The organism is Mitsuaria sp. BK041 (genome assembly GCF_014193085.1).
Lineage (GTDB): Bacteria > Pseudomonadota > Gammaproteobacteria > Burkholderiales > Burkholderiaceae_C > Roseateles.
This window is the reverse complement of the sequence record NZ_JACHYT010000001.1, coordinates 3,176,970-3,191,606: the sequence shown is the minus strand read 5'-3', so window position 1 is coordinate 3,191,606 and position 14,637 is coordinate 3,176,970. Positions and strand designations below refer to the sequence as shown.

The 14,637-nt window shown below is 73.1% G+C and carries 16 protein-coding genes; 4 read left to right on the top strand and 12 right to left on the bottom strand.

The window, feature by feature from the left end; translation table 11 throughout:
* The first annotated feature begins 86 nt into the window (after positions 1-86).
* The 4 genes from FHT38_RS13490 to FHT38_RS13475 all read left to right on the top strand — a co-directional run bounded on the left by FHT38_RS13490 (position 87) and on the right by FHT38_RS13475 (position 1,764).
* Complete coding sequence (locus FHT38_RS13490; protein ID WP_183480490.1) at positions 87-362, top strand: hypothetical protein; 276 nt, start codon at positions 87-89, stop codon at positions 360-362.
* On the top strand, positions 359-580 hold the full coding sequence (locus FHT38_RS13485; protein ID WP_183492080.1) for a hypothetical protein: 222 nt from the start codon (positions 359-361) through the stop codon (positions 578-580). Before FHT38_RS13490 ends, FHT38_RS13485 begins: the two co-directional genes overlap by 4 nt.
* Positions 535-1,365 carry an SDR family oxidoreductase gene (locus FHT38_RS13480; protein WP_091733029.1) on the top strand — a complete coding sequence of 277 codons (831 nt, stop codon included), beginning with the start codon at positions 535-537 and terminating at the stop codon, positions 1,363-1,365. The genes FHT38_RS13485 and FHT38_RS13480 overlap by 46 nt, the downstream gene beginning before the upstream one ends.
* Positions 1,366-1,431: 66 nt before the next feature.
* On the top strand, positions 1,432-1,764 hold the full coding sequence (locus FHT38_RS13475) for a hypothetical protein (RefSeq protein WP_183492079.1): 333 nt from the start codon (positions 1,432-1,434) through the stop codon (positions 1,762-1,764).
* 15 nt (positions 1,765-1,779) lie between these two features.
* On the opposite strand, the gene rsgA is transcribed toward FHT38_RS13475, so the two are convergent.
* The 12 genes from rsgA to FHT38_RS13415 form a co-directional block, all read right to left on the bottom strand.
* Positions 1,780-2,685: a ribosome small subunit-dependent GTPase A gene (rsgA, locus tag FHT38_RS13470; protein ID WP_183492078.1), complete on the bottom strand. Its 906-nt coding sequence runs from the start codon at positions 2,683-2,685 to the stop codon at positions 1,780-1,782.
* Positions 2,682-4,034, bottom strand: coding sequence for a M48 family metallopeptidase (locus FHT38_RS13465; protein ID WP_183492077.1), 1,353 nt, complete (start codon positions 4,032-4,034; stop codon positions 2,682-2,684). The genes rsgA and FHT38_RS13465 overlap by 4 nt, the downstream gene beginning before the upstream one ends.
* A gap of 156 nt (positions 4,035-4,190) precedes the next feature.
* A complete protein-coding gene (locus tag FHT38_RS13460; RefSeq protein ID WP_183492076.1) occupies positions 4,191-5,408 on the bottom strand; it encodes a LytR C-terminal domain-containing protein in 1,218 nt (405 codons plus the stop codon).
* A gap of 9 nt (positions 5,409-5,417) precedes the next feature.
* Complete coding sequence (locus FHT38_RS13455; RefSeq protein WP_091733049.1) at positions 5,418-6,356, bottom strand: type II secretion system F family protein; 939 nt, start codon at positions 6,354-6,356, stop codon at positions 5,418-5,420.
* Between the two features lie 35 nt (positions 6,357-6,391).
* Complete coding sequence (locus FHT38_RS13450; RefSeq protein ID WP_183480478.1) at positions 6,392-7,363, bottom strand: type II secretion system F family protein; 972 nt, start codon at positions 7,361-7,363, stop codon at positions 6,392-6,394.
* A gap of 19 nt (positions 7,364-7,382) precedes the next feature.
* Positions 7,383-8,756, bottom strand: a complete 1,374-nt coding sequence (locus FHT38_RS13445) for a CpaF family protein (protein ID WP_255488683.1) — start codon at positions 8,754-8,756, stop codon at positions 7,383-7,385.
* Positions 8,753-9,931: an AAA family ATPase gene (locus tag FHT38_RS13440; protein WP_091733055.1), complete on the bottom strand. Its 1,179-nt coding sequence runs from the start codon at positions 9,929-9,931 to the stop codon at positions 8,753-8,755. Before FHT38_RS13440 ends, FHT38_RS13445 begins: the two co-directional genes overlap by 4 nt.
* Positions 9,928-10,416, bottom strand: a complete 489-nt coding sequence (locus tag FHT38_RS13435; RefSeq protein WP_254783561.1) for a TadE family protein — start codon at positions 10,414-10,416, stop codon at positions 9,928-9,930. The genes FHT38_RS13440 and FHT38_RS13435 overlap by 4 nt, the downstream gene beginning before the upstream one ends.
* The gene (locus FHT38_RS13430; RefSeq protein ID WP_183492075.1) at positions 10,413-10,925 is read right to left on the bottom strand and encodes a TadE/TadG family type IV pilus assembly protein; all 513 of its coding nucleotides are present in this window, start codon (positions 10,923-10,925) and stop codon (positions 10,413-10,415) included. Before FHT38_RS13430 ends, FHT38_RS13435 begins: the two co-directional genes overlap by 4 nt.
* Before the next feature lie 7 nt (positions 10,926-10,932).
* Complete coding sequence (locus FHT38_RS13425; protein ID WP_183492074.1) at positions 10,933-12,255, bottom strand: pilus assembly protein TadG-related protein; 1,323 nt, start codon at positions 12,253-12,255, stop codon at positions 10,933-10,935.
* Positions 12,256-12,356: 101 nt separating this feature from the next.
* Positions 12,357-12,794, bottom strand: coding sequence for a hypothetical protein (locus tag FHT38_RS13420; protein WP_255488682.1), 438 nt, complete (start codon positions 12,792-12,794; stop codon positions 12,357-12,359).
* Positions 12,791-14,611, bottom strand: a complete 1,821-nt coding sequence (locus FHT38_RS13415) for a type II and III secretion system protein family protein (RefSeq protein ID WP_255488681.1) — start codon at positions 14,609-14,611, stop codon at positions 12,791-12,793. Before FHT38_RS13415 ends, FHT38_RS13420 begins: the two co-directional genes overlap by 4 nt.
* Between the last annotated feature and the right edge of the window lie 26 nt (positions 14,612-14,637).

Here is a 14,637-nt window from a genome sequence, read left to right as displayed (position 1 = left end):
GTCGCAGCAGACTTTTGCTAGGGGTAAACCCCTGCGACAGTTCGCCCCATGCCGCAAGAACAACCCCGCGGCCCCTGGAGGAAGAGATGAACACCATTCGCTGCCACGACCGTTTCGCGACGCTCAAGCGCCTTGCCGCGCTGATCGGGATCGGGGCCGGCATCGCCGCCGGCCTGCTGATGGCGCTGCCCAGCCGCGCCGGCCAGCCGGAGCGCCTGCCGACGGTGGTCATCAACGGCAAGTCCGCGCCGACGCTGGCCGCGCTGCGCGCCGCCGGCGAAGTCCAGACGCTGCCCACGGTGGTGGTGACCGGCCGCCGCGCCGACACCGGCCTGGACGGCGAACAGGTGGCGTCGCGATGAGCGGCCTGGCGAGCTTCCTGGCGCGGCGCGTCGCCGACGCGGCCGTCGAGCTGGATCCGGCCTCCGGCATCCGCCTGTCCTGGCCGGCGCCGATGAACGCGTCGGGCGTGGATCGCGCGGGCATATCCCCCGCGCGGCTGCCGGTGTCCCCCTCGCTCCCTATGATGCGGGGATGGACTCTGCCCACGCCGCCCTCGATCCCGTCGCTGCCCACGTGACGCCCTCGCCCGAGGTCGTCCCGCTCGCGGCGGCCTCGCCCCTCCAGACCCGCTTCGCCGCGGTGACCGGCGCCGGCTCCGGCATCGGCCGCGCCGCGGCGCAGGCCTTGATGCAGGCTGGCTGGCAGGTCGCGCTGCTGGGGCGTCGCGAGGCGATGCTGCGCGAGACCGCGGCGCTCGCGCCGGAACGCGCGCTGGTGCTGCCCGCCGATGTCGCCGACGAGGCCCAGGTGAACGCCGCCTTCGACGCGATCGAACGCCGCTGGGGCCGGCTCGACTTCCTGTTCAACAACGCCGGGCGCGGCGCGCCGGCGTCGGACATCGACGAACTGAGCCTCGAGACCTGGCGGGCCGTCGTCGACGTCAACCTGACCGGCAGCTTCCTCTGCGCCCGCGCGGCCTTCGGCCTGATGAAGCGGCAGTCGCCCCGCGGCGGGCGCATCGTCAACAACGGGTCGATCTCGGCGCATGCGCCGCGGCCGGGCTCGATCGCCTACACCTCGACCAAGCATGCGATCACCGGCCTGACCAAGACGCTGGCGCTGGACGGCCGCCGGCATGACATCGCGGCCGGCCAGATCGACATCGGCAATGCCGAGACCGACCTGACCGAGCGCTTCAAGCAGGGCGTGCCGCAGGCGCATGGCGGCACGATGGTGGAGCCGGTGATGGATGTCGGCCATGCCGCCAGCGCCGTGCTGTACATGGCGGGATTGCCGCTGTCGGCCAACGTGCCTTTCCTGACGGTGATGGCGACCAAGATGCCCTACATTGGCCGCGGCTGACCGCCCGCGTCCGGGCCTTGAATCCGGGCTTGAATCCGGGCCCGACCGCCCCGAACTGAACGACCGATGAACGCTCTCTCCACGCTCTTCTCCATCGCCGCCCGCCTCGTGCTGGCGGTGGCCTCCCTGGTGCTCTTCCTGGTGGTGCTGGCCGCCGGGCTGGTGATTTTCGGCGGGGTGCTGCTGTGGAGCCTGATCCGCGGCCGCCGACCGACGCTGCACACGGCGGCGTTCCAGCGCGCGGCGCAGTTCCGCGCGCAGGCATTCCGCGGTGGACGCGGACCGTTTCCCGGCGGGATGCCCGGGGGCATGGCGGGTACCGGCCGCGCGCCGCAAGGCGAGGTCATCGACGCCGAGGTCCGCGAAGTCCCTCACAGCGATCCGCGCCTGGAGCGCTGACCATCGCCGCAGCGCTCAATACTTGGGCGGCGCGCTGAGTTCGTCCCAGAGCTCGTCGTAGATGCGGTAACGCGAGGGGCTGATCGCCCCCGCCTCGACCGCCGTCAGCACCGCGCAGCCGGGCTCATGCCGATGGCTGCAGTTGTGGAAGCGGCACTCGCCCAGATAGGGCTTGAAATCGGGCATGTAGCTCGCCAGCTCCGGCGCGGCGATCTGGCGCAGGCCGAATTCCTGAAAGCCCGGTGAATCGATCAGCGCGTCCTCGCGCCCCGCGTCCATCCAGTACCACTGCGTCGTGGTCGTCGTGTGGCGACCCGAATTCAACGCCTGCGAGATCTCGCCCACCTGCGCCTGCGCATCGGGCACCAGCAGGTTGATCAGCGTGCTCTTGCCGGTGCCGCTGGGCCCCAGCACCAGCGTCGCCTGGCCGTGCAGCAACGGCAGCAGCACCTCGCGCGACTCGTCCGGGCGGCCCTTCAGGCTGAGCTCCAGCACCCGCTGGCCCATGGCCTTGTAAGGCGCGAGCCGCTCGCGCGCGGCCGGGGCGCCGGGCAGGTCGGTCTTGTTGAGCACGATGTCGGCGGCGATGCCGGCGCTCTGCGCCGCGATCAGCGCGCGGGTGAGCTGCGATTCGGAGAACTGCGGCTCGACCGCCACCAGGATCAGCAGCCGGTCCAGGTTGGCGGCGAAGCTCTTGGTCTTCCACTCGTCCTGGCGGAACAACAGGTTGCGCCGCGGCTCGACCTTCTCGATCACGCCCTCGTGCTCGCTGCTGCGCATCCAGCGCACGCGGTCGCCGACGACGCAATCGCTCTTCTTGCCGCGGGTCAGGCAGTGGATGCGCTGCCCGTCCTGGTCCTCGACGACGTAATGGCGGCCGTGCCCGCGCACCACCAGCCCGGTCTGCGGCGCCTTGCTCATGCGACCTGTCCCGCCGGCGCGGCCGGTGCGCCCGACAGCGACGCGATCGCCGCCAGCCGCTCGCTGGCCGGCGGATGCGAGTAGTAGAAGCGCGCGAACAGGGGGTCCGGCGTCAGCGTGCCGGCGTTGTCCTCGTGCAGCTTGAGCAGCGCCTGCGACAGGTCGGCGCCGCTGGCCTGGGCGCAGGCATAGGCGTCGGCCTCGAACTCGTGCCGCCGCGACCACAGCGACATCAGCGGCGTCAGGAAGAAGGTGAACGGCGGCAGCGCCAGCATGATCAGGAGCAGCGCGAGCGCGTCGTTGGGCGCGTCCAGGCTGGGACGCACGCCCAGGCCGAGGTAGAAGCCCGCCTGCGTGCTGAGCCAGCCCAGCAGCGCGAAGCCGGCCAGGCTGAGCGCGAACATCAGCGCCATGCGCTGCGGCACGTGGCGGCGCTTGAAGTGGCCCAGCTCGTGCGCGAGCACCGCCTCGACCTCGGGCGGATCGAGCCGCTCGAGCAGGGTGTCGAAGAACACCACCCGCTTGGCGGCGCCCAGGCCGGTGAAGTAGGCGTTGCCGTGCGCCGAGCGCCGGCTGCCATCCATCACGAACAGCCCCTTGGCCGCGAAGCCGCAGCGCTGCATCAGCGTCTGGACGCGCTCGCGCAGCGCGGCGTCCTCCAGCGGCTGGAACTTGTTGAACAGCGGCGCGATGACGGTGGGATAGATCACCAGCATCAGCAGGTTGAAGCCCATCCAGGCGCCCCAGGCCCATAGCCACCACAGGCTGCCGGCCTGCGCCATCAGCCACAGGATCAGCGCCGCGATCGGCAGCCCGAGCAGCGCACCCACCGCCAGGCCCTTGAGCCCGTCGACGATGAACAGCCGCAGCGTCGTGCGGTTGAAGCCGAAGCGTTCCTCCAGCCGGAAGGTGTTGTAGAGCGACCAGGGCAGGTCGAGCAGCCCGGACAACAGCCCGAACACCGCCAGCAGTGCGAGCTGGTAGCCCATCGGGCCGAGTTCCTGGCGCCAGGACAGGGCCCACTGGTTGAGCAGGTCCAGGCCGCCCAGCAGTGTCCAGCCGATCAGCAGCGCGGTGTCCCAGGCCAGGTGCAGCGTGCCGAAGCGGCCGCGCGCGACGGTGTAGTCGGCGGCCTTCTGGTGCGCGGACAGCGGCACGGTGCCGACGAAGGCGGCCGGTACCGCGCCGCGGTGGCGCGCGACGTGGCGCATCTGGCGCGAGGACAGCCAGAGCTTGACCAGGAAGGAGACGATCACCGCGGCGACGAAGGCCGCGGTCAGCGCGAGCGGGGAGGTGGCCAGCGCGGAAGGCGCCGGCGCGGCGGCGATGGCCGCGGGAGGGATCTGCATGGGCTCGAAGTGTAGGTCCCCGGGGCGGCACATCCGGTGCACATCCGGCGCACATCCGGCGCGCATCCGGAGCGCATCCGGCGTGCATCCGGAGCGCATCCCTGAGCGCATCCGGCTTGCGGCAGTGGGCCTCCGCCGCCGGCGTGGCCCCGGAGGTCAGAGGCCGGCGTGGGTCTCCGCGCCTTCCACCAGCCGCGCCGGCCAGTCCCGGCCGACCACGAGGCGGACATCGCCGCGCAGGCCGGCGCGTTCGCTCAACGCCGTCGTCACACCCGCCGGCAGGGCCAGCGCCACGCAGCGCGCGGCCGCGGCCTGGCCGGCGGCGTAATCCACGCGGGTGCGGACCACGTCGTAGGCGGGCTGGTTGGTCAGGCGTGCGCGCGGCAGCCCGCGCTGCGAGAGCCAGCCTTCCACCCGCGCCGCCATGCCGGTCGCGCCCATGCCGTTGCTGACTTCGAGCCGCTTCGGGGGCGCGCACCCGCCGGGCGGCGAGAGCGCCTCGCCGAGCGAAGCCGCCGCCGCGATCGTGGCGAGCTCGGTCGTCGGAAGGCGGGTCGCGGGAATCGGCGCCGTGTCGAGCGCGGGAATCGGCGCGGTATCGAGCGCGGGCGGCGGCGACATGACGATCGCCGTTGCCGTTGCCGTTGCCGTTGCCGTTGCCGTCGTCGTCGTCGTCTCCGGCCGCGTGGCGGCGAGCCGCGTCATCGCCTCGTCGCGGTTCGCGCGCGCCATCGCGTGTGCGGGATCGAGGGCGAGGGCCTCGTCGAGCGCCGCGAGCGCCGGCGCCGGCTGGTCCTTCAGGAGCAGCACGTAGGCGAGGTTGTTGTGCGCCCGGGCCCGCCGCGGCGCGAGCGCGACCGCCTGGCGCAGCGCGGCCTCGGCCTCGTCGAGCCGGCCCGCCGACGCCAGCGTGCGGCCCAGCCCGTCCCACGCCGCCTCCGACGACGCGTCGCGTTCCGTCGCCTTGCGATAGGACTGCGCCGCGCGCGGCCAGTCGCGCGAGCCTTCGAAGTAGCGGCCGGCCGCGAGGTAGGCCTGGACCGCCTGCGGCGTGTCGTCGACGCGGTAGACCGGCGCGACCTGGTAGGCGCGCGGCGGCGCCGCGGGCGGCCACAGCGCGCAGCCCGCCAGCGTCAGTGCCGACGCCGCCTGGCCGAGCGCGACCGCCCGGCGCAGGCCGGCAGCGCGCCCGCGCCCTGGCCGCGTGCGAGGCGGCAGCGCCGCCGGCGCCGCGCCGCGGCTGGGCGAGGGATCCAGGTCGAGTTCGACATCGACGACTGGGGCGCCGCTGCGGGAGGGCGCGGCGCGAGGGCGCTCGGACGCCGGGGCGGGCAGGGCGGACGCGGGCGACGGAAATCGGCTTTGCACACGCATGACGCCTCCTCAGCCGCCGGCCATCGTCGGCAGCAGCACACGGTAGATCTGGATCATGGCCGGTCCCATCAGCACGACCATCAGCGACGGGAAGATGCAGAAGATCAGCGGGAACAGCAGCTTCAGCGCGATCTTGGCGGCCGCCTCCTCGGCGCGCTGGCGGCGGCGCGTGCGCAGCATCTCGGCGTGGATGCGCAGCGAGGCGGCGATGCTGGTGCCGAAGCGCTCGGCCTGGCTGATCATCGTGACGAAGCCGTCCACCTCCTCGACGCCGGTGCGGATGGCCAGGTTGCGCAGCGCCCGTTCGCGGTCCGCGCCCGCGCGCAACTCGAGGTTGACCAGCCGCAGCTCGTCGGCCAGCGCCGGGCTCTTGAGCTGCAGGTCATCGGCCACGCGCATCATCGCGGCCTCGGTGCCCAGGCCCGCCTCCATGCAGACGGTCATCAGGTCCAGCGCGTCGGGGAAGGCCTCGAAGATCTCGCGCTGGCGGGCCGTCACCAGGTGCCCCAGCACCAGGTTCGGGCCGTAGTAACCGACGCAGGCCAGCACCAGCAGCACCAGCATCAGCGCCGCGCCGCGCGGCATGTCGCCGCCGGTGGACAGGGCCGCGAAGCCCGCCAGCGGCAGGCCCAGCGTCAGCAGCGTCTTCAGGCCGAAGAAGGCCGAGGCGGCGATCGGGCTGCGGATGCCGGCGTGCACGAAGCGCAGCCGGATGCTGGATTTCTCGAAGCCTTCCTCGGGCATCGACAGCTTGCCGATCGGTCGGGTCAGGTCGGCGACCACCTGCAGGAAGCGCTCGCCCGAAGGCCCTTTCGCGGCCGGCCCGCCCTCCAGCGCGCGCAGCCGCTGCCGCGCCGGATCGGGCCTGAGCAGCGCGCCCACGCCCAGCACCGCCGTCACGACGACGATGAAGACCAGCCCCAGCATCATCCATTGCATCGCGGACATCGTCGGTCTCCCTGCTTCGTTCGTGCGTGGCCGCGTCAGACGCGGATCCTGATGATCCGGCGCATCCAGAAGATGCCCAGCGCCATCATCGCCAGCGCCACCGCCACCATGCGCAGCCCCAGCGGGTCGTTCCACAGCACGGCCATGAACTCCGGATTCACCAGGTTGACGACCAGCCCGACGCCGAAGGGCAGCGCCGTCAGGATCAGCGCCGACAGCCGCCCCTCGGCCGACAGCGTGCGGATCTCGCCGAGCAGCCGCAGCCGGTCGCGCACCAGCGCGGCGATCTTGTCGAGCAGCTCGGCCAGGTTGCCGCCCGACTCGCGCTGGATCATCACCGCCACGACGAAGTAGCTGACGTCGGCGATGGGCACGCGCTCGGCCAGGCGCGCGAGCGCGTCGTTGACCGGCACGCCGTAGTTGATCTCGTCGAACAGCAGCCGGAAGTCGCGGCCCAGCGGCGCGGGCATTTCGTCGGCCACCATGCGGATCGCCGACGGGAACGCATGGCCGGCGCGCATCGCGCGGCCCATCAGGTCCAGGGCCTCGGGGAACTGGCGCTCGATGCGCGCGACGCGGTCGGACGCGCGCGAGGCCACGCGCCACCAGGGCAGGGCGCCCAGCGCGATCGCCAGCCCCAGGCCCAGCGCCATCGGCTTGCCCAGCAGCGGCGGCACCATCAGCCCGCAGGCCGCCAGCGCCGCGGACAGCAGCATCAACTCCGCCACCGAGGCCGTCACCGCCGCCGCGCCGGCCAGGCGGCGCAGCCGGCGACCCGGCTGCGTGCGGGCGATCAGCGCGTTGAGCCGCGGCAGCCGCTCCGGCGCCTGCGCGCGCTCGATGCTGGTCGTGCCCGCTGCAGCCTCGCCGCCGAGCGCCGCCAGCCGCGCGGCGATGCGCCGCGCCTCGGCGCTGTGGCGCGAGGCCCAGAGGATGTAGATCCCTTCCAGGGCGAGCAGCACCGCCAGGAAGGCGACACCGGCGAACAGGATCAGGCTGACGTCCATGGTGGCGCTCCCTCGGTCCTCAGACCTCGACCCGCATCGGCGTGAACAGCGTCTGCGGCAGGTCGACCCCGCGCGCGCAGAGCCGGTCCCAGCAGCGCGGGCGCACGCCGGTGGCGCTGAAGTAGCCCTGCACCGCGCCGTTGGACGCCACGCCGGTCTGCTTGAACGAGAAGATCTCCTGCAAGGTGACGGTGTCGCCCTCCATGCCGGTGACCTCCTGGATGCTGGTCAGCTTGCGGGTGCCGTCGGACAGGCGGTTGGCCTGCACGATCACGCCGATGGCCGAGGCGATCTGCGCCCGCGCCGCCTTGGCCGGCAGGTCCACGCCGGCCATCGCGATCATGCTTTCGAGCCGCGCCAGCGCGTCGCGCGGCGTGTTGGCATGCACCGTCGTCATCGAGCCCTCGTGGCCGGTGTTCATCGCCTGCAGCATGTCCAGCGCCTCGGCGCCGCGCGTCTCGCCCAGGATGATCCGGTCCGGGCGCATGCGCAGCGCGTTGCGCACCAGCGCGCGCTGCGCCACCTCGCCGCGGCCCTCGATGTTGGGCGGGCGCGTCTCCAGCCGCACCACGTGCGGTTGCTGCAGCTGCAGCTCGGCGGCGTCCTCGATGGTCACGATGCGCTCGCTGTGCGGGATCGCGCCGCTGAGGATGTTGAGCAGCGTCGTCTTGCCCGAGCCCGTGCCGCCCGAGATCAGGATGTTGGCCCGCGCCTGCGACAGCGCCGCCAGGAAACGCGCCATCTCGGCCGACATGGACTTGAACTCGATCAGGTTCTCCGCCTTCAGCGGCACCGCGGCGAAGCGCCGGATCGAGAGGATGGGCCCGTCGATGGCCAGCGGCGGAATGATCGCGTTGACGCGCGAGCCGTCGGGCAGCCGAGCGTCCACCATCGGGCTGGCTTCGTCCACGCGCCGGCCGATGCGCGACACGATCTTGTCGATGATCTTGAGCAGGTGGTCGTCGTCGGCGAAGCGCACGTCGGTGAGCTCCAGCCGGCCGCGTCGCTCGACGTAGACCTGCGCATGCGTGTTGACGAGGATGTCCGACACCGTCGGATCGGCCAGCAGCGGCTCGATCGGGCCGAAGCCCAGCATCTCGTACTGGATGTCGCGCACCAGCGCGCGGCGCTCGGCGGCGTTGAGGACCAGGTTCTCCTCGAACAGCAGCCGCTCCACCATCTGCCGCAGTTCGTCGCGCAGCGCGTCCGCGCCCAGGCCGTCCATCGCCTCCAGGTCCAGGCGGCCCAGCAGCAGCTGGTGGATGCGGAACTTGGTCGCCTGGTAGGCCTGCGTGGGCGCGCCGGCGATGTCCTCGGGCGCGCCGTCGGCGGGCACGAAACCCGGCACCGCGGCCCCCAGCCGCTCGCGCAGCGTCATGGTCATGTCCTTCATGCGGATGCTCCCCGGAACAGGCCCGACAGCCAGCGCCGCTGCGGCACCGGCGCCTCGGGCGCGACGCCGGCGGCCAGCTCGCGCAGGGCCCGCGCGATGCTGCTGGCCGGCGCGATGGTGTCGACCGGCACGCCCTGGTTGACCGCCGCGGCGACGGCCTCGTAATGGTTGGGCAGCGTGATCGGCGCGTCGACCGCCAGCGTGCGGCACAGGTCGTCGAGGCTGAACTGGCTGTCCTTCTGGTAGCGGTTGACGATCCAGCGGACCTTGTCGGCCGGATAGTCCAGCGAGCGGAACACCTCGCGCAGCCGCTTGCCGTCGCGGATGAAGGGCAGCGTCAGCTGCAGCACCGCGAAGAGCCGGTCGGCCTCGTCCAGTACCGCCAGCGTCGCCGCGCTGAGCGAGCGCCCCACGTCCACGACGACGAAATCGAAGCCTTCGCGCGCCTGGCGCAGGATGGCCTGCACCTGCGCGGGCGTGACGTCGGCGGCGTGCGCCGGATCCTCCGGCGCCGCCAGCACCCACAGGCCGGGGCCGGCCTCGGTCATCGCCGACTGCAGCAGGTCCGCGTCCAGGCGGCCGATGTTGCGCGCCACGTCGGCGACGTGGCTGGGCGGGGTCTGGTTGCCCAGGAAGAGCGCGGCGTCGCCGAACTGCAGGTTCATGTCGATCAGCGCCACGCGCCGCCGGCCGCCGGCGGCCAGCAGGTGGGCCAGGTTGGCCGCGACGAAGGTCGCGCCGCTGCCGCCCTTGCAGGACACCAGCGCGAGCAGCTCGCCATGGCGGGGCGGCGCGGCGGCCGCGGCGGCGCCGGCGCCGCGCTTGCGCTGCAGCCGCCGCAGCGCGGCCAGCACCGCGTCGCCGGAAGCCGGCGCGGGCAGCACCTCGCGCACGCCGGCGCGCATCGCGCGCATCAGGAAGTCGGGCGAGAGCTCGGGCGCCACCAGCACCACGTCCACCTCCGGATGCGCCATGGCCAGCCGCTCCAGCGCGAGGAAGTCCTCGGCGCTGCCGCTCTCGGCCAGCAGCAGGTCCGGCCGGCTGCCATTGACGATGGCGTTGACCTCGCGCAGCGGCCGCTCCAGCGCGGCCACCGCGAAGGCCGGTTCCGCGCGCAGCGCCTCGGTCCAGGCGAAGGCGTGGGCCGTGTCGGGCGTGACGATCTTGACTTTCACTGGCACACCTCGTTGGCGGCGCTGTTCATGTACTCCTTGCGCAGCGTGGTCGCGAACGCCGGCAAGGTCAGGGTCATCGGCACGAAGGGGATCATGGCGCGGTGCGAATAGCCGGTCAGCGCGACCTGCACCGCCTTGCAGTCCGCCGGCGTGCAGGTGTTGGCCGCGGCCGGCGGGTTCAGGTAGGTCACGCGGATGTTGGCGGTGGTCAGCGTCGGCAGCCGCGAGATCATGCGGGTCTTGATGTGGCTGTCGTTCATGTCGCAGACCACGGCCAGGCGCGCGCCGTAGCGCGTGGCCTCGACGGCCGCGTTCCAGGTCCACAGCAGCCGGCCCATCTCGATCACGCCCAGCACCAGCGTGCTCAGCAGGCCGCAGACCAGCGCGAACTCGACCGCCGCCGCGCCGCGCTGGCGCCGGCGTGCGAAGGCCACCGCCATGGCGCGCGGCATGGCGGTCGACGGGGTGCGGGAAGCGGGGTTCATAGCTGGGCCCTCATCGTCACCGCGATGGTGTTGAAGTTCATGTCGGGGACGACGAAGCGCACCACCGACCGGTAGGGATAGTCCTGGATGCTGGCCGTGACCAGGTTGACGGTGCCGCTGCCGGTCAGCTGGTTGGCGTGCGTGGACGGGCACAGCGTGGCGTCGCAGATCGTCACCATGCCGGTCGTCAGGCCGGGCGCGAGCGCGCTGCCGCTGCAGTCGGTGGTGCCGTAGACGGCCAGGCAGCGTGCCTCGGTGGCGATGGTCGCGTCGCCGGGGCCGTGCTGCGACAGGTGGCGCGCGGCGTCGCGCACCGACTTGTCCAGCATGTTGTAGCTGAACACCGCGCGGCCCAGCTCGCTGGCGCCGAAGACCAGCAGCAGCAGGGGCGACATCAGCAGCGCGAGCTCGACCGCGGCGACGCCGCATGCGCCGCGCACCCTGCACACGGTGCGTCGCGCCGGCACGGCCGTCGAGGGAAGCAGGCGGGCGGGGCGGGCGGCGGACATGTCGGTCTCACTGCACCAGCGCCGGGACCATCGGTCCGATGCTGGCGGAATCGCCGGCCACGCCGGAGGAGGCGCAGGGGCTGCCGGTGGCGCTCGACAGGCCGACGTACTCCATCTTCAGCGTGTCGTTCGGGTTGTCGATCGGCTGCAGCATCAGCATGCAGCCCCAGCCCAGCACGGTGGTCGTGTGCGTGCCACCGGTCAGCGAGGCGCAGTCGATGATGGGCGCCACCACCAGCCGGCGGTCGGCACCGTACTGCGTGTGCTGCGCCACGGTGGTGGTCGGGTTGTAGGCGTTGCTGATCGCCAGCCCGGTCTCCGCGTTGCCGGCGGCGACGCTGCTGCCGTAGGGCGCATGCGCGCCGCGGCGGCTCAGGAAGTCCAGGCGCGCGTTGGCGCCGGCGGGCCAGTTGGTCGTCGTGTAGGCGTAGCCGGTGAAGTCCGGCGGCGCGTTGGTGACGTTGCTGGACCCCTGGTACAGCCCGAAGCGGGTGTTCCAGGCCTTGGCGGCGGCGTTGCCCATGTTGCCCGGCGCGCCCACCGGCGCGGTGACGTTGAGCGAGCACATGCCGTTGCCGGTCAGCAGCGCCGCCAGTTCGCTCTCGCCGCCGCTGGGCGGGCTGAAGTCGATCCAGTTCCAGTTGCCGCCGCCGTCCTTGAAGCGGCCGCTGACCCAGGTGCCGGGCACCAGGCCGAAGGGGGGCGACGCGCCGGCGCCGGCCGAGCCCGCGCGGCACACGCCCAGCGGCACGGCGCAGTTGCTCTGCGCCGGCGTCAGCGTCGCGGTCGCGATCGCGGCGACCGACTGCGCGCCGAAGCCCATCACCTGCATGAAGTAGGGCGCGAAGCCGCCGCGGTTGAGCGTGCAGCGCACGTACTTGGACGCGGGCGCCGCCGCGCCGGCGGCGCTCCACAGGCTGCCGGCGGCCAGCGAGCTGCCGAAGGCCACGACCACGTCGCCGTCGACCACGCCCGAGCCCTGGAAGCCGACGCGGTTCTGCCGCGCGATCGTGCGGCCCGCCGCCTCGGCGCGGGGGAAGGCGTCGGCGGGGATGGCGGGCGCGCCGATCAGCTCGTAGCTCGCCGCGAGCGCGCAGGCGTCGGCGGTGTTCTGCAGCTCCGTCTTGGCCAGGTACAGGCGCCCGCCGTCGATCGCCAGGCCCAGGAAACCCACCATCACCGCCAGCAGCAGCGCCACCACGATGGCCACCGCGCCGCGCTGGGCGCGACGGCCGTGCTGGCGCTGTCCGCGGTGCCGCGCGGCGGCGCCGGCACGGCGCGCCGCCGGAGCCGGCAGGAGGCGTGGGGCGAAGGAGGCGGGCGCGGTCATGGTGATGCTCCGGGGGGCGGTGGATCGCGTGGCTCTCGGCGGTGCTCGATGGGTGTCGATGAGGCTCGGTGCGGCTCGGTGATGGGCGCGGACGGAGGCCCTCAGCGATCCGTCGCGCCCGCGCCGACGCCGATGTTGATGACGTTGCTCGGTGGCGGCGCCTTGTAGCTGTCGACCAGGCGCACGCCCGCTTCGCGGGTGAGCCGGCCGTCGACCCGGGTGCCCTTGGCGGCGTGCCGCGACGGCGCGCCGGGGTCGAGGACCTGCTGCGCCATCAGCGCGCGGGTGGCGTCGCCGAACTGCCGGTCGTAGGCCGGCGTCGTCGTCGCGGCGCAGCCGCTCAGCAGCGCAGTCGCGATCAGGAAGACCAGCGAGGCGACGGAGGCGACCGACAGCGTCAGCGCCGCGAGAGGCCCGGCGCCGGTGGCGGCGCGGTCCAGCGCGCGGGCGCGGCGCACCCGCCGGCGGGCGGCGGCGGTCGAGGCCGCGGCGGTGGCGGCGATGACACGGTGCGGACGGGGGAGGACGGGGCGGGTCATGGCTGTTGCTCCTTGTCGAAGCCGCCGCGCGCCGGCGCGGGCCTGGCGGGGGAGGCCGGGGTCATCGCCGAAGTCGCGACCGGGTTGGCGGCCGGGTTGGCGGCCGTGGTGGCGGCAGGGCTGTCGGCCGGGGCCTGTCCTTCCAGGCGCCCCTGCAGGATCAGCTCGCCGCGCGTGGGCGGCGTGTAGCCGTCGGTGGGCAGCTTGTAGTCCGGCGGCAGCGGCTGCACCAGCCGCGGCGTGATGACGAAGACCAGCTCCGAGCGGTCGGTCTGGAACTGCGTGCTGCGGAACAGCGCGCCCACCACCGGCAGCTCGCCCAGGAAGGGGAAGGCCTTGATGTTGGTCGTCGTGTTGTTCTTGATCAGGCCGCCGATGGCGAAGCTCTGGCCGTCGAGCAGCTGGACCGTGGTCTCGGCTTTACGCGAGGTGAAGGAGGGCAGCACCGAGTTCAGCGCGCCGGCGCTGATCTGCACGCCGGAGGCGTTGAGCTCGGACACCTCCGGCCGCACGCGCAGGTGGATGCGGCCGCCGCCCAGCACCGTCGGCGTGAACTTCACCGAGACGCCGAATTCCTTTTCCTCCAGCGTGACGGTGCTGCCGCCCACGCCGTTGTTCTGCACCACGGGGATCAGGATCTTGCCGCCGGCCAGGAAGCTGCCGGTCTGGCCGCTGATGGCCATCACCGTCGGCTCGGCCAGCACCTTCACCAGGCCGTCGGTCTTCTGCATGTTCAGCGTCGCGCTGGTGGCGCTGCGGCCGGGCACGGTGCCGTAGGTGGTGGTGTAGGTCGGACGGCCGAAGGCGTCGTAGGTGACGGTGACGTTGCCGCCGCTGATCGAGGGCAGCGGCACCCGTCCGCCGACCACCGCGTCCACCGAGCTGTAGGGCACGCCGCTGGGGCCGGTGCCGGTGATCTGCCCCAGCAGGCCGGCCGAGCCGCCGAAGATGCCGCCCAGGAAGCGCACCATCGAGCCGTCGCCCGGCGCGTAGGCGCGCGCGAAGTCGATGCCGAAGGCGTCCAGCAGCGACTTGGAGATCTCCGCGACCTTGACCTCCAGCATCACCTGCTGCGGCGCGCCGACCTGCAGCATGTTGACCACGCGCGCGCCGCCGCCCTTGCCGTCGCCGCGCACGAAGGCGGTGGCCAGGTCCACCGCGCGGGTCACCGCCTCGCTGTCCGACACCTCGCCCGACAGCACGATGGAGTCGAAGGCGGCGCTGACGCGCAGGTTGCGCTCCGCCGGCAGCAGCTGCTGCAGCACGCCCTGCAGCGCGGCGGTGTCCATGCCCACGACGACGTCGAAGGCGGTGCAGGTGCCGGCGCGGTCCAGCATGACCACGTTGGTCGAGCCGATCGCCTTGCCCAGCAGGTAGATCTCGGTGGGGGCAAGCAGCAGCACGTCGACCTCGCCGACGCCGGGGCGCGTGTCCTGTGCGGCCGCGCCGGCCTTGGCGCTGGCCTCGTCCTTCTTCGCATTGGTCTCGACGGGCCGGGCGGCGCGGGCGTTCTCCGGGTTGCCGAGCAGGATGCGCGCGACCGGCTGCGCGGGGCGCAGCACCGTGGACTTGCCCACCGGCACCGTCACCATCGGCGCGGTCTCCACGCGGGTGCACATCGGGGCGCCGGATGGCGCGGCACCGCCGGCGGCCGCGGCCCGGGCCGGCGTGGCGCCCGTGGACGTGGCCGGCGCCGCGGCGGGCGCGGGCGCGCCACGGACCGGGGCCGCCGGCAGCAGCGCGGCCAGCGCCGCCAGGGTCAACGCGCCGGCGGCGCGTGGCGCCATCGTGGCGAGGGGGTGCGGGTGCGTGGGCATGGTCGGTCTCCTCCTCGGGGCGGTCT

Bases quoted from the DNA above. Each gene is read 5' to 3' on its own strand.
- FHT38_RS13450 (WP_183480478.1), bottom strand. From the start codon at position 7,363: ATGGACGTCAGCCTGATCCTGTTCGCCGGTGTCGCCTTCCTGGCGGTG.
- FHT38_RS13490 (WP_183480490.1), top strand. From the start codon at position 87: ATGAACACCATTCGCTGCCACGACCGTTTCGCGACGCTCAAGCGCCTT.
- FHT38_RS13465 (WP_183492077.1), bottom strand. From the start codon at position 4,034: ATGCAGATCCCTCCCGCGGCCATCGCCGCCGCGCCGGCGCCTTCCGCG.
- FHT38_RS13435 (WP_254783561.1), bottom strand. From the start codon at position 10,416: ATGAACCCCGCTTCCCGCACCCCGTCGACCGCCATGCCGCGCGCCATG.
- FHT38_RS13475 (WP_183492079.1), top strand. From the start codon at position 1,432: ATGAACGCTCTCTCCACGCTCTTCTCCATCGCCGCCCGCCTCGTGCTG.
- FHT38_RS13430 (WP_183492075.1), bottom strand. From the start codon at position 10,925: ATGTCCGCCGCCCGCCCCGCCCGCCTGCTTCCCTCGACGGCCGTGCCG.
- FHT38_RS13480 (WP_091733029.1), top strand. From the start codon at position 535: ATGGACTCTGCCCACGCCGCCCTCGATCCCGTCGCTGCCCACGTGACG.
- FHT38_RS13415 (WP_255488681.1), bottom strand. From the start codon at position 14,611: ATGCCCACGCACCCGCACCCCCTCGCCACGATGGCGCCACGCGCCGCC.
- rsgA (WP_183492078.1), bottom strand. From the start codon at position 2,685: ATGAGCAAGGCGCCGCAGACCGGGCTGGTGGTGCGCGGGCACGGCCGC.
- FHT38_RS13445 (WP_255488683.1), bottom strand. From the start codon at position 8,756: ATGAAGGACATGACCATGACGCTGCGCGAGCGGCTGGGGGCCGCGGTG.
- FHT38_RS13460 (WP_183492076.1), bottom strand. From the start codon at position 5,408: ATGCGTGTGCAAAGCCGATTTCCGTCGCCCGCGTCCGCCCTGCCCGCC.
- FHT38_RS13455 (WP_091733049.1), bottom strand. From the start codon at position 6,356: ATGTCCGCGATGCAATGGATGATGCTGGGGCTGGTCTTCATCGTCGTC.
- FHT38_RS13425 (WP_183492074.1), bottom strand. From the start codon at position 12,255: ATGACCGCGCCCGCCTCCTTCGCCCCACGCCTCCTGCCGGCTCCGGCG.
- FHT38_RS13420 (WP_255488682.1), bottom strand. From the start codon at position 12,794: ATGACCCGCCCCGTCCTCCCCCGTCCGCACCGTGTCATCGCCGCCACC.
- FHT38_RS13485 (WP_183492080.1), top strand. From the start codon at position 359: ATGAGCGGCCTGGCGAGCTTCCTGGCGCGGCGCGTCGCCGACGCGGCC.